This window comes from Salipiger sp. 1_MG-2023, from assembly GCF_030547555.1.
In the GTDB taxonomy this organism is placed as follows: domain Bacteria; phylum Pseudomonadota; class Alphaproteobacteria; order Rhodobacterales; family Rhodobacteraceae; genus Salipiger.
Genome location: NZ_JAUOQN010000003.1, coordinates 15,754 through 41,272, shown reverse-complemented (window position 1 = coordinate 41,272; position 25,519 = coordinate 15,754). Strand labels below are relative to the sequence as shown.

The 25,519-nt window shown below is 65.8% G+C and carries 25 protein-coding genes; 15 read left to right on the top strand and 10 right to left on the bottom strand.

From position 1 onward, the window contains the following. Window positions 1–67 precede the first annotated feature (67 nt). Complete coding sequence (locus tag Q4543_RS02430) at window positions 68–1,267, top strand: SPOR domain-containing protein (RefSeq protein ID WP_303436179.1); 1,200 nt, start codon at window positions 68–70, stop codon at window positions 1,265–1,267. Window positions 1,268–1,285: 18 nt separating this feature from the next. Here Q4543_RS02430 and Q4543_RS02425 read toward each other — a convergent pair whose 3' ends face one another. Further along, window positions 1,286–2,311 carry a hypothetical protein gene (locus Q4543_RS02425; protein ID WP_303436178.1) on the bottom strand — a complete coding sequence of 342 codons (1,026 nt, stop codon included), beginning with the start codon at window positions 2,309–2,311 and terminating at the stop codon, window positions 1,286–1,288. Window positions 2,312–2,478: 167 nt separating this feature from the next. Between Q4543_RS02425 and Q4543_RS02420 the strand changes: the two genes are divergently transcribed. Then, window positions 2,479–3,801 (top strand): diguanylate cyclase, encoded by a 1,323-nt coding sequence (locus tag Q4543_RS02420; protein ID WP_303436177.1) that lies wholly within the window; start codon window positions 2,479–2,481, stop codon window positions 3,799–3,801. Window positions 3,802–3,807: 6 nt separating this feature from the next. On the opposite strand, the gene Q4543_RS02415 is transcribed toward Q4543_RS02420, so the two are convergent. Further along, window positions 3,808–5,433, bottom strand: coding sequence for an AMP-binding protein (locus tag Q4543_RS02415; RefSeq protein WP_303436176.1), 1,626 nt, complete (start codon window positions 5,431–5,433; stop codon window positions 3,808–3,810). Between the two features lie 111 nt (window positions 5,434–5,544). On the opposite strand from Q4543_RS02415, the gene Q4543_RS02410 reads away from it, so the two are divergent. Further along, window positions 5,545–6,192: a sulfotransferase family 2 domain-containing protein gene (locus Q4543_RS02410; RefSeq protein WP_303436175.1), complete on the top strand. Its 648-nt coding sequence runs from the start codon at window positions 5,545–5,547 to the stop codon at window positions 6,190–6,192. Window positions 6,193–6,449: 257 nt separating this feature from the next. Here Q4543_RS02410 and Q4543_RS02405 read toward each other — a convergent pair whose 3' ends face one another. Next, the gene (locus tag Q4543_RS02405) at window positions 6,450–7,073 is read right to left on the bottom strand and encodes a ribonuclease T2 (protein WP_303436174.1); all 624 of its coding nucleotides are present in this window, start codon (window positions 7,071–7,073) and stop codon (window positions 6,450–6,452) included. 142 nt (window positions 7,074–7,215) lie between these two features. Between Q4543_RS02405 and Q4543_RS02400 the strand changes: the two genes are divergently transcribed. The 3 genes from Q4543_RS02400 (at window position 7,216) to Q4543_RS02390 (ending at window position 9,666) form a co-directional block, all read left to right on the top strand. Beyond that, window positions 7,216–7,989, top strand: coding sequence for a DUF1013 domain-containing protein (locus tag Q4543_RS02400; protein WP_216003351.1), 774 nt, complete (start codon window positions 7,216–7,218; stop codon window positions 7,987–7,989). Window positions 7,990–8,322: 333 nt separating this feature from the next. Beyond that, complete coding sequence (locus tag Q4543_RS02395; protein ID WP_303436172.1) at window positions 8,323–8,448, top strand: hypothetical protein; 126 nt, start codon at window positions 8,323–8,325, stop codon at window positions 8,446–8,448. Between the two features lie 351 nt (window positions 8,449–8,799). Beyond that, window positions 8,800–9,666: a hypothetical protein gene (locus tag Q4543_RS02390; RefSeq protein ID WP_303436171.1), complete on the top strand. Its 867-nt coding sequence runs from the start codon at window positions 8,800–8,802 to the stop codon at window positions 9,664–9,666. A gap of 3 nt (window positions 9,667–9,669) precedes the next feature. Here the strand turns inward: Q4543_RS02390 and recR are convergent, their stop codons facing one another. The 5 genes from recR to Q4543_RS02365 all read right to left on the bottom strand — a co-directional run bounded on the left by recR (window position 9,670) and on the right by Q4543_RS02365 (window position 15,318). After that, entirely contained in the window at window positions 9,670–10,263 is a 594-nt protein-coding gene (recR, locus tag Q4543_RS02385) for a recombination mediator RecR (protein WP_216003347.1), read from the bottom strand. Window positions 10,264–10,306: 43 nt separating this feature from the next. Continuing rightward, window positions 10,307–10,651 (bottom strand): YbaB/EbfC family nucleoid-associated protein, encoded by a 345-nt coding sequence (locus Q4543_RS02380; RefSeq protein WP_303436169.1) that lies wholly within the window; start codon window positions 10,649–10,651, stop codon window positions 10,307–10,309. Between the two features lie 86 nt (window positions 10,652–10,737). Next, entirely contained in the window at window positions 10,738–12,765 is a 2,028-nt protein-coding gene (locus tag Q4543_RS02375; protein WP_303436168.1) for a capsular polysaccharide biosynthesis protein, read from the bottom strand. 17 nt (window positions 12,766–12,782) lie between these two features. Continuing rightward, window positions 12,783–13,928 carry a polysaccharide biosynthesis/export family protein gene (locus Q4543_RS02370; protein WP_303436167.1) on the bottom strand — a complete coding sequence of 382 codons (1,146 nt, stop codon included), beginning with the start codon at window positions 13,926–13,928 and terminating at the stop codon, window positions 12,783–12,785. A gap of 97 nt (window positions 13,929–14,025) precedes the next feature. Further along, window positions 14,026–15,318, bottom strand: a complete 1,293-nt coding sequence (locus tag Q4543_RS02365) for a capsule biosynthesis protein (RefSeq protein ID WP_303436316.1) — start codon at window positions 15,316–15,318, stop codon at window positions 14,026–14,028. A 104-nt stretch (window positions 15,319–15,422) separates the two neighbouring features. Between Q4543_RS02365 and Q4543_RS02360 the strand changes: the two genes are divergently transcribed. Continuing rightward, complete coding sequence (locus Q4543_RS02360) at window positions 15,423–16,010, top strand: riboflavin synthase (RefSeq protein ID WP_303436166.1); 588 nt, start codon at window positions 15,423–15,425, stop codon at window positions 16,008–16,010. A 137-nt stretch (window positions 16,011–16,147) separates the two neighbouring features. Here Q4543_RS02360 and Q4543_RS02355 read toward each other — a convergent pair whose 3' ends face one another. Further along, window positions 16,148–18,562 (bottom strand): ligase-associated DNA damage response DEXH box helicase, encoded by a 2,415-nt coding sequence (locus Q4543_RS02355; RefSeq protein WP_303436164.1) that lies wholly within the window; start codon window positions 18,560–18,562, stop codon window positions 16,148–16,150. Window positions 18,563–18,685: 123 nt separating this feature from the next. Between Q4543_RS02355 and yghU the strand changes: the two genes are divergently transcribed. The 4 genes from yghU to Q4543_RS02335 all read left to right on the top strand — a co-directional run bounded on the left by yghU (window position 18,686) and on the right by Q4543_RS02335 (window position 21,859). After that, entirely contained in the window at window positions 18,686–19,540 is an 855-nt protein-coding gene (gene yghU, locus Q4543_RS02350) for a glutathione-dependent disulfide-bond oxidoreductase (protein ID WP_303436163.1), read from the top strand. A gap of 257 nt (window positions 19,541–19,797) precedes the next feature. Next, window positions 19,798–20,292, top strand: a complete 495-nt coding sequence (purE, locus tag Q4543_RS02345) for a 5-(carboxyamino)imidazole ribonucleotide mutase (RefSeq protein ID WP_303436162.1) — start codon at window positions 19,798–19,800, stop codon at window positions 20,290–20,292. Window positions 20,293–20,352: 60 nt separating this feature from the next. Then, window positions 20,353–21,423: a 5-(carboxyamino)imidazole ribonucleotide synthase gene (locus Q4543_RS02340; protein ID WP_303436161.1), complete on the top strand. Its 1,071-nt coding sequence runs from the start codon at window positions 20,353–20,355 to the stop codon at window positions 21,421–21,423. Between the two features lie 229 nt (window positions 21,424–21,652). Beyond that, a complete protein-coding gene (locus Q4543_RS02335; RefSeq protein ID WP_216003338.1) occupies window positions 21,653–21,859 on the top strand; it encodes a cold-shock protein in 207 nt (68 codons plus the stop codon). A 62-nt stretch (window positions 21,860–21,921) separates the two neighbouring features. On the opposite strand, the gene Q4543_RS02330 is transcribed toward Q4543_RS02335, so the two are convergent. Further along, the gene (locus Q4543_RS02330) at window positions 21,922–22,524 is read right to left on the bottom strand and encodes a CDP-alcohol phosphatidyltransferase family protein (RefSeq protein WP_303436160.1); all 603 of its coding nucleotides are present in this window, start codon (window positions 22,522–22,524) and stop codon (window positions 21,922–21,924) included. 81 nt (window positions 22,525–22,605) lie between these two features. Between Q4543_RS02330 and Q4543_RS02325 the strand changes: the two genes are divergently transcribed. The 4 genes from Q4543_RS02325 to modC are packed head-to-tail and all read left to right on the top strand — an operon-like array spanning window position 22,606 to window position 25,492. Then, complete coding sequence (locus Q4543_RS02325; protein WP_303436159.1) at window positions 22,606–22,956, top strand: hypothetical protein; 351 nt, start codon at window positions 22,606–22,608, stop codon at window positions 22,954–22,956. Window positions 22,957–22,984: 28 nt separating this feature from the next. Beyond that, a complete protein-coding gene (modA, locus tag Q4543_RS02320) occupies window positions 22,985–23,722 on the top strand; it encodes a molybdate ABC transporter substrate-binding protein (RefSeq protein WP_303436158.1) in 738 nt (245 codons plus the stop codon). 1 nt (window position 23,723) lies between these two features. Then, the gene (modB, locus tag Q4543_RS02315; RefSeq protein WP_303436156.1) at window positions 23,724–24,410 is read left to right on the top strand and encodes a molybdate ABC transporter permease subunit; all 687 of its coding nucleotides are present in this window, start codon (window positions 23,724–23,726) and stop codon (window positions 24,408–24,410) included. After that, window positions 24,407–25,492 carry a molybdenum ABC transporter ATP-binding protein gene (modC, locus tag Q4543_RS02310; RefSeq protein ID WP_303436155.1) on the top strand — a complete coding sequence of 362 codons (1,086 nt, stop codon included), beginning with the start codon at window positions 24,407–24,409 and terminating at the stop codon, window positions 25,490–25,492. The genes modB and modC overlap by 4 nt, the downstream gene beginning before the upstream one ends. The last annotated feature ends 27 nt before the right edge of the window (window positions 25,493–25,519 follow it).

Genomic DNA, 25,519 nt, shown 5'->3' with positions numbered 1-25,519 from the left:
GCGGGCGTTAAGCTTTACTCAGGCGGAATCATGTATCATGATTCCGATGACTTTCTTGGGGGCGGGCATGCATTTGAAACGACTGGTGATCATCGCGTTTGCCGCAGCCGGGCTGGCTGCGGGGGCAACGCCCGGCCTTGCGCAGGGGATCGCCGTGATCGACCGCCCGTCCGAACTGCCGCCCGCCAGTTTCACCGGACGCCAGTTCGTCGACAGCCGGGGCTGCGTGTTCGTGCGCGCCGGGTTCGACGGCGCGGTGATCTGGGTGCCACGGGTGACCCGCGACCGCGAGCAGATCTGCGGCTATGCGCCGACCTTTGGCGGCACCCGCGCTGCGGCAGAGCCAGTGCCAGAGCCGACGCGCCCGGCGGCCAAGCCCAAGCCCATTCCCAAGGCCGAGCGCCCGCTTGAAACCGTGGCATCGCGCCCCGCGCCGGTGGTGAAGGCCCCAGCGTCAAAGCCGCCCTCGGCCCCGCCGCCCTCGACCGTTGTGCGACAGGTGCCGGTCGCGCCCTCGGCCTCGGCTGGCGTCTGCCCGCCGGGCTACAGCGGCAACGTCGAGCGTAACGGCATGGCGGTGCGCTGCGGCCCGCAGGCCGAACCCTACGTGACCGAGGTCGAGCGCACCCGCACTCCGGAGCGCGGCAGCTGGGATGACAGCCGCCTCTATGCCGACGAGCCGGTGGCCGAGGTCTCGCGCTCGGATATCCCGCTGGTCGGGGTCAGCGCGCAGACGCGCATCATTCCCGATCAGGTCTATCGTGGCCGCTCTTATGTCGCGCCGATCGTGCCGCCGGGCTATCGCCCGGCGTGGCAAGACGATCGCCTGAACCCGTATCGCGCCTGGCAGACCGTTGGCGGCTATTACCAGACGCAGCGGCACTGGACCAACACTGTCCCGCGGCAGAATCCGTCGCCGTCCAGTTCGAAATTCGTGCGGGCCAAAGATCCGGTTCTGCTGTCCCCGTCTCAGGTCGACCGCGAGCCGCCGGGTTCGTCGCAGGGCTCGGCGCCGGTGCTCTCGACCCGCTCGGCTCCGAAGACATTCGATGCGCCGCGCTATGTTCAGATCGGCGTGTTCGCCTCTGCCGAGGGCGCGCAGCAGGCCGTGTCGCGGCTGGGGGCGTCTGGGCTGCCGGTGGCCTATACCGATCTGCCGGGCGGTGCGCGGCGCATCGTCGTTGGACCGTTCCGAGATCAGGCCGCGCTGCAGGCCGGATTGCGCGGCGCGCAGGCGGCGGGCTACGTACAGGCATCCCTGCGCTGATACGCTGATATCCCGCGGTCAGCCGCTGCAGACGCCCTGAAGCCGGACCCAGTCCGCATCGGGCAGCACAAGGCGGGTGTTCGCTGCTGTTGCAGCGTCACCATTGGCAAGCACGGCCGTACGCTCGGCCCCCGGGTCGAGCGCCGTGGCATAGGGCGCGCTGCGCAGTTGCGCCCTGTCAAACGCATCGCGCAGGACCTCTGTCGGAAGCGTTTCGGGCAGGCGGGACAGCAGCGTTTCGGCATAACGGTCCAGCGCCGAGTCGGGCAGCTTTCCGGTGGTTAGTAGTTGAAGCGCGGCCCAGAGCCCGGCATGTTCCAGCACATCGCCCAGCGGATCGGTGCGCGCGGCGCGCAGAGATTCCGTCAGAATGTAGCCCGCCACGATATCGGGATCTTCGTAATTTTCCAGCACATCGCGGCTGACGAGGATCAGCCCGCCCGGCAGGTGCGCCGTGGTTCGCAGCCCGTCGGGCAGGATGAAAAGATCGTCCTGCCGGGATTCGCCAAGAATGCGCAGGGCCATGTGGCGCAGTGGCAGGCGGGCTTCCTCGGTCACGCAGGGCTGGCCCGCGATCCGGGTGATGCGCGACAGCAGGGCGGCGCCGATCTCGTCGCGCTTGACCATCGGGACGACCTTTTCGGTGTGGCGCACCAGCGCCCCGGGCAGCCAGAACACTGCCGCCGCCAGTACCACCGTCGCAACCCCCGACAGCAGCACCAGCCGCAGCTTGCCGGGCTTGGGGCGGCGCTTGTCGATGGTGCGCATCAGGCGTTCGATCGCGTCGATCATGTCTTCGGCATCTTCGCGGAATTCGAGCGTTTCGCCCGGATCGCCGTCGGGATAATAAATGGCTGGGCGCTGCCCTTTGTTGGCGCGCCGCACGGCGGGCAGGGACCAATGCGCCAGCGCCCGTCCCGAAAATTCCGCGATGGTCAATGACGCATCGCCCAGCGACACGATCACCTCGCGACGCTGTGCGCCCGGTTCGGCGCGCCAGAGGGCGGACGCCTCCAGTCGGACATACTCCTTGAGTGCGGTCATATATGGGCTGCTCTGCCTCGTTGCGCGCCGATCCTAGCACGGGCCGCGCGGCAGGAGCAATGCGGCGACGCCGCCGCGGTGCGTGGCGCTGCGTCAGCTTGGCAAGGTTAACAGATTGTTAATGGATTCGCGGGACAACACCCCAGCTGTGTTGCCTCGGTGGTCGGATGGGTGCGTACGAACAGAAAAGGTTTCGGGGCCTGCGGCTGATCGCGCTGACGCTTGTCACGTTCGTCTGCGTCGGGCTTGCCGAAAACCTGCTTGCGCCGCGCGGTGGCCCCGAGGTGCGCCTCGCTGTTCCGGCGGCGATTGTCTTCACGATCTTTGCGGCGCAGCTTGCCGCCATCCGGTCGCGGGCATGGGTGCGTTGGCTCGCCTCTGCGATCACGCTGTGCTGCGGGGCGATCTCGGTGCTCGGGCTCGTGCAGGCGCCGCTTGCACCGCGGCTTGACGGGATCGAGCGGATGCTGGACGCGGCCGCCCTGAACGAGCGTGGCTTCAGCGGCCATATGTCGCTGAGCCTGCTGCTGTTCGGCGCTTTCGGAGCGTTTGCCTTGCTGGCGTGGCGGCAGGCACCGATGCTCGCGGTGATTGCGACGCTTGGTCTGATGCTGCGCACCAAGATTGCGGTGCTCGAACTGGTGCTGAACGGAATGATGCTGGAGCCCGACCTGTCGGTCTGGTCGGTTCTGTGGGCCTGCAGCCTCGAGCTCGGGTTGATCCTTTTGCTGCGGCGCGAGACGCTGTTCGCTTGCCTGTTCATGCGGGGGCGGCCGGGCAACATCATGCGTGCCATGGCCTTGGCGACGGTGGTTGTTCCGATGTTCTCGGGCGCGGTGTTCCTGCGCTTTACCGGCGGAGAGGCCGATAGCCAGCGCGAAATCGGCGTGCTCTGCGGGCTTCTGGGCTGGGGCATGATGCTGCTCACGCTGGCCTTCGGGCATTACCTGAAGTCGGTCATCGAGCAGCTGGAGGAGAAGGGGAGGCGCGATCCGCTGACACGGCTGCTCAACCGGCACGGCCTGTACGAGGCATTGCGCCGCGCGCGCGGGGCGTATCGGGGGGTCATCCTGTGCGATCTGGACCGGTTCAAGTCGATCAATGATCGGTTCGGCCATGAACAGGGCGATCGGGTGCTGCGCGGTGTCGCGGATGCGCTGACCACGGTGCTGGCGAAGGAACAGGCGCTGGTGGCGCGTTGGGGCGGCGAGGAATTCCTCATCCTGCTGGACGAAGACTCCAGCGTCGCTCTGCGCGAGGTGGCCGAGCGCTGCCGCAACGCGGTCGCGACGATGCCGGACAGCGTCTGGCTGGGCAGGCCGGGGCAGGGCGCGTCGGCCTCGTTCGGTTGTGCGCTGGCCCTGCCGGGCGAGCGCGCACTGGAAGGCGCGATCCAGTCAGCCGACCTGTCGCTTTACGCGGCCAAGGTGTCGGGCCGCAACCGCGTCGTGGTGTCGCCCCCGCGCGAGGCCATGGTGGACCTGCTCTGAGCCAGCTCAGATCTCGCGCGCGCGGGCCCTGAGCTGGAATTTCTGGATCTTTCCGGTCGAGGTCTTGGGCAGCTCTTCGAACACCACCATCTTGGGGGTCTTGAACCCGGCCAGCCGGGCGCGGGCAAAGGCGATCAGCTCGGCCTCGGTCGCGGCGTGCTTTGGCTTCAGCTCGACAAAGGCGCAGGGCACCTCACCCCAAGTGTCGTCGGGCCGCGCCACCACGGCGCAGAGCAGCACCGCCTCATGCGCCATCAGCGTGTTCTCGACCTCGACAGAGCTGATGTTCTCGCCGCCCGAGATGATGATGTCCTTGGCGCGGTCGGCGATCTGCACATAGCCATCGGGATGGTGCACGGCGATGTCGCCGGAATGGAAATAGCCGCCTTCAAAGGCTTCGCGGGTTGCCTTGGGCGCCTTGAAGTAGCCTTTCATCACGCCATTGCCGCGATGCATGATCTCGCCCTTGGTCTCGCCGTCTGCGGGCACCACCTGCATCTGTTCGTCCATCACGGTGACATGCTCCATGAAGGGCATCGCAACGCCCTGTCGGGACTTGCGCGCGGCGCGCGCGTCGCCCTCGAGATGGTCCCAGCCCGATTGCCAGGCGCATTCGACGTCGGGCCCGTAGGTTTCGGTCAGCCCGTAAACCTGGGTGACGTTGAAGCCCAGGGTCTCGATCCGCGCCAATGTGGCGGGGGCGGGCGGCGCGCCGGCGGTGAAGACCTCGACCAGCTGGTCGAACGGGCGCCGGTCGTCGTCTTTGGCGTTGACCAGCATGTTCAGAACGATGGGGGCGCCGCCGAAATGGCTCACGCCTTCAAAGGCGATGGCGTCATAGATGGCGGCGGCGCTGATGTCGCGGCAGCACACCACGGTGCCACCCACGGCGGGCATCATCCACGTGTGGCACCAGCCGTTGCAGTGAAACAGTGGCACGATGGTCAGATAGACCGGATGCAGCACCATACGCCAGCTGAGCACCTGCCCCATGGCATTCAGATAGGCCCCCCGGTGATGATAGACCACGCCCTTGGGGCGCCCGGTGGTGCCGGAGGTATAGTTGAGCGCAAGGCTCTCCCATTCGTCCTCGGGCATGATCCAGACGAACTCGGGATCGCCGGTTTCCAAAAACTCCTCGTATTCGGGATATTCGCCAAGATGGGGCACGCCGCCATGTAGGTCGGCGACCTCGATCACCGTGGGGGGCGCGTTTTCCATCAGTTCGATGGCTTCGGCGAGATGGGGAATGAACTGCGGATCGCACAGCACCACCCTGGCCTCGCCGTGATCGAGGATATAGGCGATCGTGTCGACATCCAGCCGGGTGTTGATGGTGTTGAGCACCGCCCCGCAGGCGGGAACGCCGAAATGCGCCTCGGCCTGTGCGGGGATGTTGGGCAGGATCGTCGCCACCACGTCGCCGGGCACGATACCGATCTTCGTCAGCGCCGAGGCAAGACGGCTGACGCGGGCGTGGTATTCGGCATAGGTCTTGCGATGCGGGCCGTAGACGACGGCCAGATGATCCGGCCAGATCTGCACGGCGCGTTTCAGAAAGGACAGTGGCGTCAGCGGCACGTGGTTCGCAGCGCATTTCCCAAGCCCGGTTTCGTTGGCAAGCCAGCCCATGATGTTTCCTCCCGCATCTGGTCCGCGCAATGACTATGCGTCGAAGCCGCCGTGCGGGGAAGGCCCGAAAATCGCGATGACGTTGCAGATTCGTATCGTTAATGTGCCGCCATGATCATCTCTCGCGGCCGCCGATATATCTTTGTGCATATTCCGAAAACCGGCGGCACTTCGATGGCGGCGGCGCTCGAGGCGCGGGCGATGCGCGATGACATCCTGATCGGAGACACACCAAAGGCGCGGCGGCGGCGTCATCGTCTGACGAGGCTGACCGCGCGCGGACGGCTGTGGAAACATGCAACTCTGGCAGATATCGACGGGGTTTTGTCGCCAGCCGAGATCGCTGCGATGTTCACCTTCACGCTGGTGCGCAACCCGTGGGACAGGGTGGTGAGCTACTACCACTGGCTGCGGATGCAGAACTTTTCACACCCGGCGGTGACGCGCGCAAAGGCGTTAGAGTTCAAGGCGTTCGTGCTCCAGCCCGAGACAACGTTGAGCCTCGCGGCGCACCCCTCCAGCCACTACATGCGCGCCGCCGATGGGGTCGAGCGCGCGTCGCTTTACCTGCGGCTCGAGCGGCTCGAAGAGGACATCGCGCCGTTGGTCGCGCATCTGGGCTTTGTCCCGGCGATGGGCTTTGAAAACCCATCGCCCCGTGGGCAGGATTGGCGACCGTATTACGACGACGTAACCGCAACGGAGGTTGCGCGGGCCTGCGCCGAAGACATCGAGCGCCACGGCTACAGCTTCGGCTGAACAGCGCGGGTCGATAGGGTCGGCCTGCCTCCGGCGGGGATATTTGGGGCCAGAAGAAACGGGGAGCTTGCACCACAAAGCCCGCCCTTTTTCGAGGGCGGGCCGAAGCGCGAAGCTTCCCCTGGCACGGTCATCGGCGTCCCCGCCTGTACCGTGAACCAAGGATCGCCGATCATGGTTAACTTTGCGTTTCTTCTGGCCGGAAATATCCCGGGGAGTTTGAGGGGCAGCGCCCCTCATTGGCGCGGCGCGGTGGCTCAGCGAACTGGATCAAGCAGCGCATTTCCAAGGCTGCAATCGCGCACCACGTCCTGACCGCAAGGCACGGGATCAAGCGTTTTGGACAGGCACAGGCGCGCTTCGTCGATGCGCCTGTCCTCGCAGATGATGGTGATCATGTCCGCCGACCAGCCGGCGTTGGCCTTCAGGAACGCCTGTTCGACCAGTTCGGCGGGCAGGGTCACCGGATCGGTGAGGCGGCGCAGCGCCTCGGGGCGGTTGACCCGATTGAAGGCGTCGCGCGACAGGGCAAAATAATCTTCGGCGGACAGACCCGAGCAGGTGCCGTGCTTGTTCCACTCATGCCATGCCAGCCCGGAGCTGCCCATTATATCGGCCATTGCCTCGGTCATGGCGCGGCTGGGCGGACGGTGCTTGGTGGGGCAGTTCGCCGGGTAGCCGCGATGGTATTGCGGCCATAGCCCGTGCAGCACCCAGCCCAGGGGCCGCTCGCATTGCGCCGCGCCCCGCGCCTCGCCTTGTAATGCGCACCAGGTCGGAGACCAGCTGAGCGAGAGCACGTAATAATCGAAGGTTCCGGATGGTTCTCCGTCGGCGCGGGCGAGGCCCGCAACAAGCATCAGCGGCAGCAGCCAGCGCATTTTCTCTTCCCTCTTTGGCCTCGTTTCACTATATAGCCGCCAAGTTCCCCGACAACGGTAACCGTCCCGGACCACCCTCCAGGACATCCCGGCCAGAAATGGCCCGGGGCAGGGGAAGAAGTTTTGCAAGGAGACGAGAACGATGGCCAAACTGCTCCATACCAAGGCGACCGCCGTCTGGCTGGTCGACAACACCACGCTGACCTTCAAGCAGATCGCCGATTTCACCGGGATGCACGAGCTCGAGGTGCAGGGCATTGCGGACGGTGACGTCGCTGTCGGCGTCAAAGGCTTCGACCCGGTGGGCAACAACCAGATCGAGCAGTCCGAGATCGACAAGGCCGAGAAAGACCCGCTGCGCAAGCTAAAGGTCAAGTACAACGCCGCCGCCGTCGACGAGGACAAGCGCCGTGGCCCGCGCTACACGCCGCTGTCCAAGCGTCAGGATCGCCCGAACGCGATCCTGTGGCTGGTGAAATTCCACCCCGAGCTCAGCGATGGCCAGATCAGCAAGCTGGTGGGCACCACCAAGCCGACCATCCAGTCGATCCGCGAGCGCACCCACTGGAATATCCAGAACATGCAGCCGATCGATCCGGTCGCGCTGGGCCTGTGCCGTCAGTCCGAACTGGACGGCGCGATTGCCAAGGCCGCCAAGGGCCGCGAATCCGTCATGACCGATGACGAGCGCCGCAAGCTGGTGTCGACCGAGCAGAGCCTCGGCATGGACACCGAGCCGCGCCTGCCGACCGCCATCGAAGGGCTTGAGACCTTTTCGCTTTCGGACCCGCGCGGCGAGGACGACGACGAGGACAAGCGCAGCCCGAGCGACTATTCCGACGCCGAGAGCTTTTTCAACCTGCCTGCGGGCGGCGATGACGAAGACGAGGATGACAGCGACGATCCACGCCGCTGACGTCAAGAAAGCCCGCGCCAGTTGCGCGGGCTTTTTTATTGCCGAAACGGCTTTTTCGAAACGGCACCGGCGGTCGTGCCGCACCAGCGCCCTTTCATCATCGCGCGATACGATCCGCGCGGATCACAAGGCCCTCAGGTCAGGCGGTTTCGGATTGTGCGCGGCAGGCTGAGAAACGACAGCAGCCTTTACCAGAACTGATGCACCGGACAATGCTGCATCGCTGATCGGCGAGCGTTCGCCGCCATACTGCGGCACCTCGGCTTAACGATACCCCTTGTCGGCGCGGTGAAACGCGCCCAGCCTGAAATTTTCGCGCAAGAGGGTGTGATCATGCTACGGTCGGTCGGCGGCCTCTGCGGCAAAGCGGCAGATGTCTGCGATGAACAGCTTGCGTGGCAGGGCGGGCTCGATGATCGATGGCGCGACGTCATCGTGGATCTGGCCAAGATCATCTGACAGCGCGCGGCTTTGCGCCAGTGCCCCGCCGCAGATTTCAGCATCGTTCTTTCATGTCTTGTCGCTGAGATCGCCACGGTCGGTATCGTTCGCGGAACGGGGGCGCGCTCGCGGCTCATGAAGCTTTCGCCGTCGATCTGGGCCGCCCCGTAGAAAATGTCGCCATGCGCCAGTTGTACGCGCGGCCCTGTCTTTGCCGTGGCCATTGCGCTGTCTCTTCCATTGCCCACGAAGCACAACGCTAAGCGGCGGCGGCCATTCCGGATGCGCCGGTGTGCCGGTTTGGCCTTGCATCCGTGAATTCCGCAAGCCCATGATTTGGAGATACTTTTTTTCAACTGAGATACTTCAATGACTTTTCAATCACTCAAATGGCTTGTCAGCTCTGTCTTTCGCTTTGCCAAAGGCATCTGGCGCGTGCTCGCGGTGTTGCTTCTGGCGCTATCGCTCGCAGTGAATGTGCTGCTGTTCGGCGGCTATACTCTGGGCGGCCTTCTGGATCTGCCCGGCGACCAGCTCAACGCAAGGAACGCGGTCCTGTCACGGGACAATGCGCAGCTTCGCCAGCAGCTTGATGCCGTCGATGCGGATCATATCGCCGACCGGCGGGTGAACAGTGAGCTGCGCGCGAAACTGGCCGAGCAGGGCGAGGCGCTGTCGCTCAGCCGGGCTTCGGAGCGCAAGTTGAAAACGCAGATGGCGGAACACACTGCGGAGCTGATGGCGGCGCGGGCAGGCTTCAAGCTTGCGCGTCAGCAATCGGAAGATATCGCGAAACGGGTCGCTTCGAGAACCGCCAAGGCGGCGGCGCGCGACACTGCCTCGATGGCCGGCGAAGCCATTCCCTTCTGGGGCATTGCGGTCATCGCCGCCGCGACGAGTCTGGAGATCTACGACCTGTGCCAGACCATAATCGACATGCGCGATCTTCAGAAGGTCTTTGACCCCGATCAGGGGCAGATCGAGGAAGAACTGACGGTCTGCAATATGAGCGTGCCAAAGCCTGCCGAAATCTGGGACAGCGTCAGTCAGGCACCGGGCAAGGCATGGGAGACGGCGTCGGGCGCGATACCCACGGTGGAGGAGATGTCGGATTTCGACCCGGACTGGAGCGGCATCCTGTCGACCATGCTCGAGACGGTCAGCGCCTTTGGCGATGATGCTGCGCAATCGGCCGCCGGCAAGCTGGCGCAGGTCTCGAAGTGGTGGAACGATTGACGCCTAGACCTTCCGCCGCGCGTTCAGCGCGGCGGTGATGGTGCCGTCGTCAAGGTAATCGAGCTCGCCGCCGATCGGCACGCCCTGCGCCAGAGAGGTCAGCTCGACGCGGGTTTCCAGCTGGTCGGCGATGTAATGCGCCGTGGTCTGGCCATCGACCGTGGCGTTCAGTGCAAGGATGATCTCGGACACCGCCTCGTCTTCGATGCGGTGCACCAGTTGCGGGATGCGCAGCTCGTTCGGGCCGATGGCGTCAAGCGCCGACAGCGTGCCGCCGAGCACGTGATAGCGGCCCTTGAACACCTTGCTGCGTTCCATCGCCCACAGATCGGCGACGTCTTCGACCACGCAGATCTGGCCATTGGCGCGCTGCGGATCGGCGCAGATCGGGCACAGGTCCGATGTGCCGACATTGCCGCAGTTGATGCATTCACGGGCGCTGACGGCAACGCGCCCAATGGCATCGGCCAGCGGTGTCAGCAGCAATGCCCGCTTGCGCACAAGGTGCAGCACCGCGCGCCGCGCAGAGCGCGGCCCGAGCCCCGGCAGTTTTGCCATCAGCTCGATCAGAACGTCGATCTCGGTACGGTCGGCCAAGCGGGCACCTTTGTTTCCATGCCGGGCGGACCCGGCAGGCGCGTCAGAACGGCAGCTTCATGTCGGCGGGCAGGCCCATTTCCGAGGTCAGCTTCTGCATCTCTTCCTGCGCGCGCTCTTGCGCCTTGGTCTGCGCTTCCTTTATCGCGGCAAGGATCAGGTCTTCGACCACTTCCTTGTCGTCGCCGTTGAAGATCGACGGGTCGATATCCAATGCCTTCAGCTCGCCCTTGGCGGAGGCGGTCGCCTTGACAAGACCCGCGCCGGATTGGCCGACCACGGTGATGGTCTTCAGATCCTCTTGCAGCTGGGCCATCTTGCCCTGCATGTCCTGTGCGGTCTTCATCATCTTGGCCATGTCGCCAAGCCCGCCCAAACCTTTCAGCATATCGTTCACTCCAGACTGTCGTGGCCGCGAGGGGCCGGAACCGTTGACTGACTATATCGCAGTGCGGGCGGCCCGGAACAAGGGGCCTAGCGGCGCCAAAGCCCGGCGCGGCTGGCCAGCAAGCCCTGAAGCTTTGAAAGCGTGCGATTGCCGGGGCCGCTGCGCAGGGGTCCGGCGGCGAGCCGGTCTGCGACCACCTCGACCGGGCAGGGCAGGCCGGTGAGCGGATCGCGATAACGCGGATAGGCGATCAGCGTGGCATGGACCAGCCCGGCCAGTGACGGGCGCGGGCCGTGCAGGCGGCGCGCCGGAACCGGGCCAAGATCGCACGTCAGCCCCCAGCCGGCGTAAAACGGCGCGCCCAACGTGGTGACCGCTGCGCCGCGCAGCAGCGCCTCGAACCCGGTGAGCGAGGTCATGGTCCAGACTTCGTGCACCTGCCCCAGCAGCGCGGCCATGTCGCCGCTGACGGTCAGGTCGGCCCATTGCCAGGGATGTTCGACCGCGCCGGGGCGCAGCCCTGCGAGCACGTCGGGATGCGGTTTCCACAGGATCACTGCGCCGGGGTTTTCGGCGCGAACCCGCTCCAGCAGCGCCGCGTTCGAGGTCATCTGCGGGCTGCCCAGCCGGATCGAGGCGTCGTCCTCGACCTGTCCGGGCACAAGGATGCGATGGCCGTCGGGCAGCGGCGGCAGCGCGCCTGCAAGGTTGTATTTCGTCAGGCCGTCGGCCACGAGCCGCGCTGCCAACCGTTCGGCGCGCAGCAAGGCATCCGGGCGCAGCAGCGGCGAATCCGCGATCATCCGTTCCAGCGTCGAGGCGCGGGTGGGGTCGTAATAGATGCCCATCGGATCGCAGACCAGTGACAGCGGCGGCGTCAGCTCGGCCCCCAGCCCGCGAGAGCGCAGAAAGCCGTCTTCGACGCGCACCGCCTGTGCATCCTCGGCGGTGGTGGCCCATGCCATGAGGCGGGGCGGGGTCTTGCCGCTGGCGGGGTCGACATCGGCCATGGCCCGCGCTTCGGGGGCGCTGCGGGCGAAGCGCACCGGCTGCACACCGCCAAAGAACCGCTGAAGGTGCTTGCGCTTCCATAGCCGCATTCCGGTCGCGACCCAGCCGTGGCGATCTTCGCGCCACGCACGGGTCTGCGCTTCCAGCTGCGCCAGCACGTCCTCTAGCGGGCAAAGCCGGTCGCGGCAGGGATCATACCATGTCGGGTAGAGGATCATCGCGGCGGCAAACAGCTGGGTGCGCGTCAGCCGGCGCTGGCGGCGGGTGATGGGGGCCTCGTCATCGCTCAGGCCCCAGCCCGCGTAGAACGGCGTGCCAAAGACGCGGGGGCGGTGGCCGGCAAGGATTGCCTCGAACCCCATCTGCGAGCTGACGGTATAGACCGCCACCGCCCCCTCCAGCAAAGCCCAGGGCGAGACCGGATCGCTGTGCATCGACACCGGGCCGCCGCAATCGCCCTTGCGGAAATGCCCCTTGCGATGGCCGGCCTGCGTTTCGGGATGGCAGCGCAGCAAGATGCGCTTGCCGGGGTGTTCCTCGCGCGCCCAGTAAAGCATCTCGCGAAAGCGGTTGCGATCAGCGCCAGAGGCGATCACCGAGGCATCGCCCGCGGTCTGATCGATCACCAGCACATAGCCCGGCTCGGGCACGGGCAGCGTGGGATCGACGGCGGCGTATTTGGTCAGGTGGCCTTGGCGCATTCGGGCAATGGCGCCGCGCGCGCGTTCGAGCAGGGCGTGATCATCCAGCGGATGGGTCAGCAGCAGCGTTTCCAGATCGCTCGGCACGCGCGCATCGAAATGCACGCCTGCGCGGTCGAGCAACAGGCCGATGGGCGGCTCGCCGTTGCGTCCGGGGTGAAGCGAGCGCAGAAAGCCATCCTCGACGCGCAGCAGCGGCGCGCCGCATCGTGCGGCAACCGCCCCGCCGCGTTTCGCATAAGGGGATTGCCCCCAGACCCCGACATGGTCATCGCCGCGCGGCAGGCCAAGCGAGACGCGCCAGCCCGCCAGTTTCAGAATCCGGCGCAGGCGCTGCTGGCGCAGGAAGCCGCCATTGTAAACGCAAAGACGCCGGAGGGTTTCCCCCCCGGCGTGCGGCATGTCGTTCTCCGACAGGATCAGCTTCCGTTGATGACCGCGGCGGTGCTGGCCACGGTGCTGACAGCGCCAAGCGGGCTGGTCAGGGCGGAAATCACCTTGGCCCACTGGGCATAGGGCGCTTCGGTCACGTAAAGCGTGTCCTGATCGCGCACCACGAAATCGCGGGCCATGAACATGCCGTTGGGCTTGGTCAGGTCGAGCACATAGACCATGCGCTGCGCACCGATCAGATCGGACCGGCCCAGCACTTGGTTGGCGATCTCGGCGGGTTCGTTGCGCAGCACGAAGACGCCGGTCGGGTCCGCCGAGGCGGGCAGCAGGCCGCCCACGGTGGCGATGGCCTCGACCGCCGACAGGGTCTGGGTTTCGAAGGGCACGCGGGCCTGCGTGCCAGTGGCCCCCAGTGCGGTAAAGGCGCGGGTGTCCTGTTCGACAAGGATCTTGTCGCCGCCGCGCAGGGCGATGTCATAGCCGGGCTGCTTGTGCAGATCCTGAAACCAGATCTTTTCGGTCTGGTTGCCACGGGTGACCGATACCTGCGCCACCTCGGGGGTGATGGTGATGCCGCCGGCGCGGGCCAGCATCGAGGCCAGCGTGCGGGTCGGGCGCTCGATCGCATAGACGCCCTGTCCGCCGACCGCGCCCAGCAGGCTGACGGTCGAGCCGTCCCCGGCAAGGCGGCGCACCTCGACCTGCGGGTCGGGGGTCTGGTCGGAGAGGCTCGTGGTGATCACGCGGCGGATGGCGTCGGGCGTGTTGCCCGCCGCCTTGATGCGCCCCGCATAGGGCACAAAAATGAAACCGGAGCCGTCGACCTGTACTTCTTCAAGCACCGTGGCATTGGCCGCTTCCGCCGCCAGCAGCCCGTCGTCGACGTTTTCCCAGACCGTCAGGCCAAGGGTATCGCCAGCCCGGATCGTGTCCGAGCCGAGCATGGAGGCATTGCGGAAGCCTTCGGAAAAGCCAAGCGCGGGAACAAGGGCGGTGGCGCGGGTCACCCGGTCGTTGACGGAGACGACAAAGGAATCGCCCTCACGCTGGACGGAGCCGGCATAGATCTCGCGCTTGTTGGGGCCAGACCGCGGCAGGGCGCAAGCCGCAAGAAGCGACACGGCGGCCAGCAACGCGACGGTCTTCACCCATCGTTTGGTGGATGGTTTCACTGCTCGGTCTCCTCGACCCGTTAATTCTTATGCCTCGAATTTTTGAATTAACGTATCGAAAATACTGTTCCAAATCCAGCACGAGGGGGGAGGAGGGTCAGTGCACGACGCGCAACTGTTGCCGAGGGGCCGCGGTTCCCCGGGTCAGCGCATCGTAGGGATCGTCGGGGCCAAGCATCATGTCAACCACCAGCCGCAGCAGCTGTCGCCGCCCGCGCGAGGAATAGAACCCGCCCGGAACCTGACTGGTTTCCAGCAGATATCGGCGGAAATCGCGGTAGGCGCGGTTGTCGGGCTGGGTCGGCCTCGCAAAGAACTCGGGCAGAGGCTGGGCCGAGACGAAATCCGGTTTGGCATAAACCGCATCGCCAAAGACCCGCAGCGGGATGCCGCGCCACAGCACCTGCTGCCCGGCGGTGGAATTCACCGTCACCGCACTGCGGGCATCGTCCAGCAGCCGCGCCAGCTTGCCGCCGCGCACGAAATGCACCCGGTGCGCGATGCCAGCGCGGCTGGCGGCCTCGCGGATGGCGCGCAGCACCGGGGCGCGGCCATCTTCCAGCGGGTGGGCCTTGAAGACAAGGTGATGGTGGCCGGGCGCGCCCTTGGTGAAACCGTCGATCACCAGCTCGACAAACTCGGTCATCGAGCCAAAGGGCGAATGGTCGCGAAAGCTGGCATCATGCTCAAGCTGCATCAGCACGAGGTGATAGGGGAAGCCGCCGCGCCGGATGCGCATGGTTTCCAGCAACCGCTCGGCCCGGTGCAGCGGCATCATCAGCAGGCGCTTGACGTACAGCTGGAATTCCTGACCGACCGACAAGGTGCGATGCGGGCGAAAGGCGCGATAGGCGCCGTTCCGGAACATCACGAACCAGTGGTAGAGCGCGCCGTAGAACACATGCTGGCGCATGTCGCCCCAATGGCCGGGGGGCAGCGGTGCCTCCATGTCGGATTTCGCCAAAGCGCAGCGCATGTCGGCGACGCTCATCCGCATCAGCCGCGAATGCCCGTTGGCGCCGCCGCGCTCGTATGTCACCCAATAGGGCCGCATGTAGCCTTCTTCGAAGACATGCACGGTCAGACCGCGCGCCTTGGCAGCCCGCACTGCCTCGGCATGGATCGGGCGGGTGTCGCCATAGATCACAAGGTCCGTGACACGCTTTTCCTCGAGCAGCCGTGCGAAGGTGTCCGGCCACGCCGCTTGCGGGGCGTCGAAGGCGATGTAGCTGCCCGGATGAAACCAGAACGCGCGGTCGCCGGCGTTGAACCCAACCCGCCAGACCTCGGCTCCGGCCTGCCGCAGCATTCCGGCGAGGCGATGAAAGAACGGCCCGTGCGGCCCTTGCAGGCACAGAAAGACGCGGCCTGCGGGCGTGGCATCTGGCATGGTTGCCATGGTCAGGGTGCCCCGGTAATGGATAAAAGGACTGCCGAAGCCTAGCGCGGCTTTCCGGCGAAATTAAGACCCGCGCCGCGGGATGGAGGCAAGTGATGTTCACCGGCATCGTAACGGATATGGGCGAGATCCGCGCCCTCGAGAAAGCGGGCGATCTGACCGCCCGTATCGGCACCAGCTACGACACGGGCAGCATCGACATCGGCGCGTCCATCGCCTGCGATGGCGTCTGCCTGACCGTGGTCGCGCTCGGGGACGACTGGTTCGACATGCAGATCTCGGCAGAGACACTGTCGAAGACCAACCTCGGCACTTGGGAACCGGGCCGCCGCGTCAACCTCGAACGCGCGCTGAAGGTCGGCGACGAATTGGGCGGGCACATCGTTTCTGGCCATGTCGACGGTCTGGCCGAGGTGGTTTCGCTCACCGATGAAGGCGACAGTACGCGGGTGCAGCTGCGCGCGCCCGACGATCTGGCGCGGTTCATCGCCCCAAAGGGCTCGGTGGCACTGAACGGCACCTCGCTGACGGTAAACGAAGTGCAAGGATCGGTCTTTGGCATCAACTTCATCCCTCACACAAAGGACGTCACCACATGGGGCAGCGTGGCAGTGGGCGACAAGGTCAACCTCGAGATCGACACCATGGCGCGCTACGTGGCTCGCCTTGCCGAGTATTCCTGACCGCCGCGCGAGGCCGCTATCTTCGGCCGGCCTCCGGCGGGAGTTTTTCTGGCAAGATGAAGGGGCTGGCGCCGCGCCCCATCTTCATCTTGCCAAGTAAACTCCGGGGGGAGCCGCAGGCGGGGGGCTGGCCCCCCTCAGGTGGTTGATATCTGCGCAAGGCCGGAAACCTCGAGCAGCGCCGTTACCTCTTCTTCAAGCAGCCGCTCTTCGGCCGAGCCGCGGACCGGCACGCGGCCCGGCTCCAGAAGCAGCGGTGCCGACAGCGGCGATACCCGCGACAAGCGGCGCAGGTCGATACGCCCTTCCACCCGTGCGCACATTTCACGAATGCGCGCGAAATCGACCAGCCCGCGCATGGCCTCTTCGCGGGTGATCTGCAGCAGCAGGTGGTCGGGGTCGTATTTCACCAACGTGTCATACAGGATATCCGACGACATGGTTGCCTGACGGCCGCTCTTGCGGGCCCCTGCGGTGTTGCGCTCGATCAGCCCGGCGATGGTGGCCGAGGCGCGGAAGGTCCGTTTCATCACCGCGTTGCCTTGTAGCCAGCCCTCCAGCCCGGCCTCGAGCCGTTCCAGATCGAACAGCGGAGCAGGGTCGATCACCGCGTCCAGCCCCCAGATCAGCACCGCGTAATCCGACGCGACAAAGCCCATGGGGGCCAGCCCTTCCTCCTCCATCCGCTTGGTCAGCAGCAGCCCCAGTGTCTGCATGGCGTTGCGCCCGGCAAAGCCGTAGGCGACGAGCTGTTCGCGCCCGTCATGGGGGAAGCTCTCGATCAGCAGGCGGCCTTCGGTCGGCAGTTGGGATACCTCGCGCTGCAGCGCCAGCCATTGTGCGGTATGAGTCGGAAGTTCGGGCCAATGCCCCTGTTCGAACATGCGCAGGATGCGGTGCGATAGCTGCGTTGAGGTGGCGAATTTGGTGCCCATGAAGGTGGCGATCTTAGGCTTCTTCGCCGCGTCACGGGTGACCTCCACGGTCATCTCGCGCAGCCCTTCGTAGCGCACGATCTGGCCGCCGATCAGGAAGGTATCGCCCTTGGTCAGCGAGGCGGCAAAGCTTTCCTCGATCTCGCCCAGCCGTGCGCCGCGCCCGCGCCAGCGGACCTTGAGCGTGTCGGTGTCCTGAATCGTGCCGATGTTCATACGGATACGCGCCGCTGCGCGCGGATCGCGCAGTTGCCAAAGCCCGTCCGGGCGTAGCAGGATGCGCTGCCAGCGGTCATAGGCGCGCAGCGCATAGCCGCCCGTAGAGCAGAAATCGAGGCAAGCGTCGAATTCGGCGCGTGTCAGGTCAGCATAGGCCCCGGCCGAGGTCATCTCGGCATAAAGCGCCCCCGCATCGAACGGGCTGGCGCAGGCGGCGATCAGGATGTGCTGGCACAGCACATCACGTGGCCCACGCCCGCGCCATTCCCCGTCGAGATCATGCGCGCGCACGGCTTCGAGCGCGGCAACGCATTCCACCACCTCGAACCGATTGGCGGGCACCAGCAGCGCCTTGGACGGCGCGTTGTAGCGGTGGTTGGCGCGCCCGATGCGCTGCACCAGCCGCTTGACGTTCTTGGGGGCGCCAATCTGGATCACCAGATCCACATCGCCCCAGTCAATGCCCAGATCCAGCGAGCCAGTGCAGACGATGGCGCGCAGATCGCCGTTCACCATCGCCGCCTCGACTTTTTCGCGCTGGGCACGGTCGAGGCTGCCGTGGTGGATGCCGATGGGCAGTGCGTCCTCATTGGCAAGCCAGAGCTTGTGAAAGAATATCTCGGCCTGTGCCCGCGTATTGTGAAAAATCAACGTGGTGTTGTGGCGCTTCACCTCGTCCAGCACCGCCGGGATGGCATAAGCCGCACCGCCCCCCGACCATGGCGGCGGCGCATCGGTGGTCAGCATCTGTATGTCGGGCTCGGGGCCGGGATCGGCCAGCAGGATCTCGCAGGGGTCAGGGGCGCGGTTGAGCAGACGGGCGATGGCTTGCGGATCTTCGACCGTGGCGGACAGGCCGACGCGGCGCAGATCGGGGCATAGGGTCTGAAGCCTCGCCAGCGACAGCATCAGCTGATCGCCCCGCTTGCTTTCGGCCAGCGCATGGATCTCGTCGATGACCACCCGTTGCAGTCCGGCGAACATGCGCGGCGCGTCCTCATAGCTGGTCAGCAGCGCCAACGATTCCGGCGTGGTGAGCAGAATCTGCGGCGGGTCGGCGCACTGGCGGCGCTTGCGGCTGGACGGGGTGTCGCCTGTGCGGTCCTCGACCCGGATCGGCAGGCTCGCTTCTTCGATAGGGATCAGCAGGTTGCGGCGAATGTCGCTGGCCAGCGCCTTGAGCGGCGAGACATAAAGCGTATGCAGCCCGCCGCGCGGCTGCGCGGTCAGCTCGGCCAGCGTCGGCAGGAAACCCGCGAGCGTCTTGCCGCCCCCGGTTGGCGCGATCAGCAGCAGGCAGGGCGCATCGGCCCGCGCCAGCATGTCGCGCTGATGCGGGTGCATCTGCCAGTCACGCGCCGCGAACCAGTTCTCAAGGGCGAGGGGAAGCGTATCCATGCGACCACAGATAGCGCATGATTGGTGAAAGCGAAGCGCCCTGTGCGTCAGCGAACAGCGCCGGGTCTGGCATTCCTGGTCACGCAGGCTAGGGTTCTGCAAAACAACATACAGGAGCTCGGGATGACCGAAGAATACACACCGCCGAAGGTCTGGACATGGGATGCCGAGAACGGGGGCCAGTGGGCCTCGCTCAACCGGCCTGTCTCGGGGGCGACCCATGACAAGGCGCTGCCGGTCGGAGAGCATCCGTTTCAGCTTTACAGCCTTGCCACGCCGAACGGGCAAAAGGTGACGATCCTGTTCGAAGAGTTGCTCGAGGCCGGGTTCGCGGCGGAATATGACGCCTGGCTGATCAAGATCGCGGATGGCGACCAGTTCGGATCCGGCTTTGTCGAGGTGAACCCCAATTCCAAGATTCCGGCGCTGATCGATCGGAGCGGCGCGGCGCCGGTGCGAGTCTTTGAATCCGGGGCGATCCTGTTGCATCTGGCCGAGAAATTCGGAGCCTTCCTTGCGACCGGGGACAAACGCGCAGAGATGCTGTCCTGGCTGATGTGGCAGATGGGTTCGGCCCCTTACCTTGGTGGCGGCTTCGGGCATTTTTACGCCTATGCGCCCTATCCGATGGAATATCCGATCAACCGTTTCGCAATGGAGGTGAAGCGCCAGCTGGATGTGCTCGACAAACACCTGGCACAGAACCGCTTCATGGTGGGCGATGACTACACCATCGCCGATATCGCCATCTGGCCGTGGTACGGGCGGACGGTGCACGGCAAATCCTACAATGCCGGCGAGTTTCTCGACGTTGGGATCTACAAGAACGTCATCCGCTGGGCCGACGAAATCGGCGAGCGCCCCGCCGTGCAACGCGGCCGCATGGTCAATGCCATGAATGGCGAGCCGTCGGAACAGCTGCGCGAGCGTCATTCCGCGGAGGATTTCGCGACAAGAACACAGGACAAGATCGGCTGACGACAAACCGACCCTGCGCTGCGCCTGGCGATACGTCGGATGCCTCCGGCGGGGATATTTGAAGCCAGAAGAAGGCCCGGCACTCCATGCCCCGTGCTTCTTCTGGCCAAAAATATCCCGGGGGGAGCGCATCGCGCGGGGGGCAGCGCCCCCTCTGCCGACGACGCTTGCGCGATGCAAGGAGCAGGCGGCACCGTGCATGGACAAGCTTGCGAGGCCAGCTATGATACGGGTCTCTTTCGCGATAAGGACACGGAATGTTGGAACAACAGGTCAAGGTCGGGATCATCATGGGCAGCCAGTCGGACTGGCCCACGATGGAGGAAGCGGCGCGCATTCTCGACGAGCTGGGCGTGGCCTACGAGACGCGGATTGTCAGCGCGCATCGCACGCCGGACCGGCTTTGGTCTTATGGCAAGGAGGCCGCCGGGCGCGGGCTTCAGGCAATCATTGCCGGCGCCGGGGGCGCGGCGCATCTGCCGGGCATGATGGCATCCAAGACCCGTGTGCCGGTGATCGGCGTGCCGGTGCAGACGCGTGCCTTGTCCGGGGTCGACAGCCTGTATTCCATCGTGCAGATGCCGCGTGGCTTTCCGGTCGCGACCATGGCGATCGGCGGGGCCGGGGCGGCCAATGCGGCACTGATGGCGGCGGGCATTCTGGCGCTGAACGACCCGGCGCTGGCCGAACGGCTCGATGCGTGGCGCGAGGCGCTGTCGGCATCGATCCCCGACGAGCCGGTCCGCGACTGACCGGCTTGCGGCGGCGCGCGTTTCGCGGGACAACGCCGCAACGGCAGCACGGAGGCTTTCATGACCAATCCCCTTCCTCAAGGCGCGACCATCGGCATTCTCGGCGGCGGCCAGCTTGGCCGGATGCTGTCGGTTGCGGCCAGTCGGCTTGGCTTTCGCAGCCATATTTTCGAGCCGTCGGAAAACCCGCCAGCCGCGCAGGTGGCCGATGCGGTGACCACCGCCGGATATGACGACGTGGCGGCGCTCAGCGCCTTTGCCGAGTCGGTCGACGTCATCACCTACGAGTTCGAGAACATCCCCACCGAGGCGCTTGACCTGCTGCAGGAGCTGCGCCCGATCCGTCCGGGGCGCGAAGCGCTGCGGGTCAGTCAGGACCGGCTGGTCGAAAAGACCTTTCTTACCGATCTGGGCCTGACCACCGCGCCGTTTTCCGACATCACCTGTCTTGCGGACCTTCAGGCGGCGCTTGGGGCGATCGGTTGCCCGGCGATCCTCAAGACCCGGCGGCTGGGCTATGACGGCAAGGGGCAGGTGCGCATCGACTCGCCCGATCAGGCCGAAGCGGCGCTGGCCGAGATGAAGGGCGCGCCCGCGATCCTCGAGGGGTTCGTGGAATTCGACTACGAGGTGTCGGTGATTGCCGCGCGCAGCGCCGAGGGGTCTGTCGCCTGTTTCGATCCCGGCGAGAACATCCATAGCATGGGCATCCTGCGCACCACCACGGTTCCCGCGCGCCTGTCGGGGCGGCAAAGCACCGATGCGGTGTTGCTGGCGGCACGGATTCTCAATGCGCTCAATTACGTCGGTGTCATGGGGGTCGAGCTGTTCGTGACCTCGCGAGGCATGCTTGTGAACGAGATCGCGCCGCGGGTGCATAATTCCGGGCACTGGACCCAGAATGGCTGCGTGATCGACCAGTTCGAACAGCATATCCGCGCCGTGGCCGACTGGCCTTTGGGCGATGGCAGCCGCTATGCGGACGTGCAGATGGAGAACCTGATCGGCGACGACATGGACAAGCTGCCAGAGCTGGCGCAAGAGACCGACACGGCCATTCATTTGTACGGCAAGGCTCTTGTGAAGCCGGGGCGCAAGATGGGTCATGTCAACCGGATCGTCCGGGGCTAAGGCCGTTTGCCTGCAAACGGAATGCCGCGCAAATTGCGCGGTAATCCACCATAGGTTGCGAATGGGCGCGCAACTCTGTTGCACCGAATCAGCCTTCATGAGATAATATGGGGGCTTACGTTCTTCTACTTCGACGACCCAACCATACGGCCTGTGTCTCTCGAACATGACGACAAGGCCAGGCTGCCGCAGTCTCGCGGGCAGCATCTACAAGGAAGGGTCCAGGACCATGGCAACCGGCACCGTCAAGTGGTTCAACACCACCAAGGGCTACGGCTTCATCGCTCCCGATGGGGGCAGCAAGGACGTGTTCGTCCATATTTCGGCAGTTGAACGTTCGGGTCTGACTGGCCTGCAGGACAACCAGAAGGTGTCGTTCGAACTTCAGTCCGGCCGCGATGGTCGCGACAGCGCGATCAACCTCGAACTGCTCTGAATTTCTGCCAAGCGGCAGCATGAGGCGCGCCCCTGCCGGGGGCGCGCCTTTTGTGTGACTGCCTAGCGCAGCAGTGTCCAGCCCGCGTACCAGCGCGTCAGCGTGGTAAGGGTGCAGGCCAGCGCATAGCCGCCCGCCAGCCATGGGAAGGCGCTCGGCCATAGACACATGGCGATGAGAACCGCGATGGTCTCGGTGCCTTCGGTCAGGCCGCCAAGGTAGAAGATGCCCTTTGACGGGTAGTCCTGTGCCTGCAATCCGCGCCGCTCGGCGATGACCGAAAAGGCAAGGAAGGACGATCCCGTTCCGACAAAGCTGGCGATCAGCAGGGCTGCGGGCAGGGCGTTTTGCGGCGCGGCCACGGCAAAACCCAGTGGCACCAGCGCATAGAACACGAAATCCAGCGCGATATCCAGAAACGCGCCCCGGTCGGTGGCGCCTGCCATGCGCGCGACCTCGCCGTCCAGCCCGTCGCCGATACGGTTGGCCAGAATGCCCGCCAAGGCCAGGCCAAACGCCCCGTAGGCCGCGGCCAGCGCTCCGGCGGCCCCAAAGGCAAAGCCGACAAGGCTGATCGCATCGGCAGAGACGCCGCGCAAAGACAGCCATCGAGCCACAGGGTGCAGCAGGCGGCGTTGCAGGGGCAGCAGGCGAGCGTCGAACATTGGCATCCTTCCGGGATGGGGCGTTCCACTGAACCGCAGGCGACCTGCATGTGCAAGTCCGCCCCGGTCATGCTTTCGTGTATGACCGCAGCCCGACCCGAGCGTGACACCTATGTGCGCCTTGTCTTTGGCAAGGACGCCATGCTTGGCCTCGGCAAGGCCGAGCTGTTGTCGTCGGTCCGCGACACCGGCTCCATCGCGGCCGCCGGGCGCGCCATGGCTATGCGCGACAAGCGGGCCATGCAGCCTTGTCGACGTGATGAACGCCGGGCGGAGCGCCGCGCTGGGCGCGTGCAGGTGCTGCAGCAGTGCGGGACGCTGGAACAGCAGGGGTGGGGGCTCTGCCGGCGCTGGATCAGCCGCTGGCCGTGCCGGGCGATATTTCCTTTGGGAATTAACGCTTGCGGACGCGCCGCCGCCATGCCGATATGACCGGCGATCGCCATCAGTTGAGGATGCCATGCGCCTGACCTGTATCGCCGCCCTGCTTGCCGTGACCGCAGCGGCGGCTCAGGCCGAGACCGTTACGGTCTTTGCCGCCGCCAGCCTGAAAACCGCGATGGATGACATCTCGGCCGCCTACACCGCCGCAACCGGCAATACGGCGCGCGTCTCGCTGGCGGGTTCGTCGGCGTTGGCGCGGCAGATCGAGGCGGGAGCGCCAGCGGATGTGTTCATCTCGGCCAACCAGCAATGGATGGATGTCTTGCAGGGCGAGGGGCTGATCGACCCGGACACACGGCGCGATCTGCTTGGCAATCGGCTGGTGCTGATCGGGCAGGGCGCACCGGTGGAGATCACGCCCACGCTCGATCTGCCGGGGCTGCTGGGGGAGGGCAAGCTGGCGATGGCGCTGGTCGATTCGGTGCCCGCCGGGATCTACGGCAAGGCGGCGCTGACCTCGCTGGGTCTGTGGGAGGCGGTTGCGCCGCAGGTCGCGCAGGTCGACAATGTGCGCGCCGCTTTGGCGTTGGTCGCGGCGGGCGAGGCTCCGTTGGGCATCACCTACGCCACCGATGCGGTGGCCGAGCCACGGGTCGTCGTCCTCGGCAGTTTTCCCGAAAGCAGCCACGCCCCCATCGTCTATCCCGTCGCCGCCATCGCCGAGGGCGATCCGCTGGATTTCCTGACCTTCTTGCAAGGCGCGCAGGCGCGCGCCGCCTTCGAGGCGCAGGGCTTTGCCGTGCTGACCCCGTAACATGCTGGGCCCCGAGGAATGGCAGGCGGTTCTGCTCTCGCTCAAGGTGGCGCTTTGGGCGACGCTAGGGGCGCTGCCGCTCGGCATCTTTACCGCCTTTGCGTTGGCGCGCTGGTCGTTCCCGGGCAAGCAACTGGTCAACGGGCTGGTGCTCTTGCCGCTGATCCTGCCGCCGGTGGTGACGGGCTACCTGCTGCTGCTGACCTTCGGCACGCGGGGGCCTATTGGCGCGGCGCTGAAAGAGATCGGCATCGTTTTCGCCTTTCGCTGGACGGGGGCGGCGCTGGCCGCGGGGATCATGGCCTTTCCGCTGATGGTGCGGGCCATCCGCCTGTCGATCGAGGCGGTGGACCCGAAGCTTGAAGAAGCCGCCGGTACGCTCGGGGCCTCGCGCCTGTGGGTGTTTGCCACGGTGACCTTGCCGCTGAGCCTGCCGGGCATTCTTGCTGGCGCGGTGCTGGCCTTTGCCAAGGCGATGGGGGAATTCGGCGCCACCATCACCTTTGTGTCGAACATTCCCGGCGAGACGCGCACGCTGCCCTCGGCGATCTACGCCTTTCTGCAGGTGCCGGGGGGCGAGGGCGCGGCGCTGCGGCTGGTGGCGGTATCGGTCGTCATCGCCATGGCGGCCTTGCTGCTGTCTGAATTGCTGTCGCGCCGGGTCGCCGCGCGGGTGGCGGGCAGATGAGCCTGACGGTCGACATTCGCCAGACGCTGGGCGCGTTCCATCTGGACGCCCGGTTCGAGGCGCCGCAGGGCGTGACCGTGCTGTTCGGGCGTTCGGGGTCGGGCAAGACCTCGATCATCAACGCGGTGGCAGGGCTGACGCGGCCCGACGCCGGGCGCATCACGCTGGGCGAGCGGGCGCTGTATGACAGCAATGCGCGCATTGCGCTGCCGCCGCATCGCCGCCGAATCGGCTATATCTTTCAGGATGCGCGGTTGTTTCCGCATTTAAGCGTGCGGCAGAACCTTGGCTATGGTGGCTGGTTCGCCGGGGGAACCGATTCGGCAGATTTTGCCCGTGTCGTAGAGATGCTGGGCATTGGTGCGCTGCTGGAGCGCCGCCCCGGCAAGCTGTCGGGCGGAGAGCGCCAGCGCGTTGCCATCGGGCGGGCGCTGCTGTCGAAACCGGCGCTGATCCTTGCGGACGAGCCGCTTGCCGCGCTTGACGAGGCGCGCAAGGCCGAGATCCTGCCCTATTTCGAACGGCTGCGCGATCATGGCGGCGTGCCGGTGCTTTATGTCAGCCACGCCCCGGCCGAGGTGGCGCGGCTGGCGACCTCGGTGGTGGCGCTGGATGGCGGGCGGGTCAGCGCGCAAGGCCCGGCGGCGCAGATCCTTGGCGATCCGTCGATCACCCCGCTGGGCGCGCGGGCGGCGGGGGCGATGCTTGAGGCGCGCATCGCGGCGCAGCACGCAGATGGCATCACCGAACTGGGCGCGGGCCGGCTGCGCCTGCTGGTGCCGCGCATCAGCGGCGCTGTCGGCACTGGCGTGCGGGTGCATATCCAAGCGCAGGACGTGATGATCGCCACCCGCCGCCCCGAGGAGATCTCGGCGCTGAACGTTCTGCCCGCGCAGGTCAGTACGCTACGCCTTGGCAATGGGCCGGGTGCGCTGGTGCAGCTTGATGTCGATGGCCAGCTGCTGCTGGCTCGCATCACCCGGCGATCCGCCAAGGCGCTGGGCCTGCATGAGGGCGCACAGGTGTTTGCCGTTCTCAAGGCCGTCTCGGTCGCGCCGCAAAGCATCACCGGCCCGATCTGATGCGCAGCGCCGCGTTGCAGAAAAATC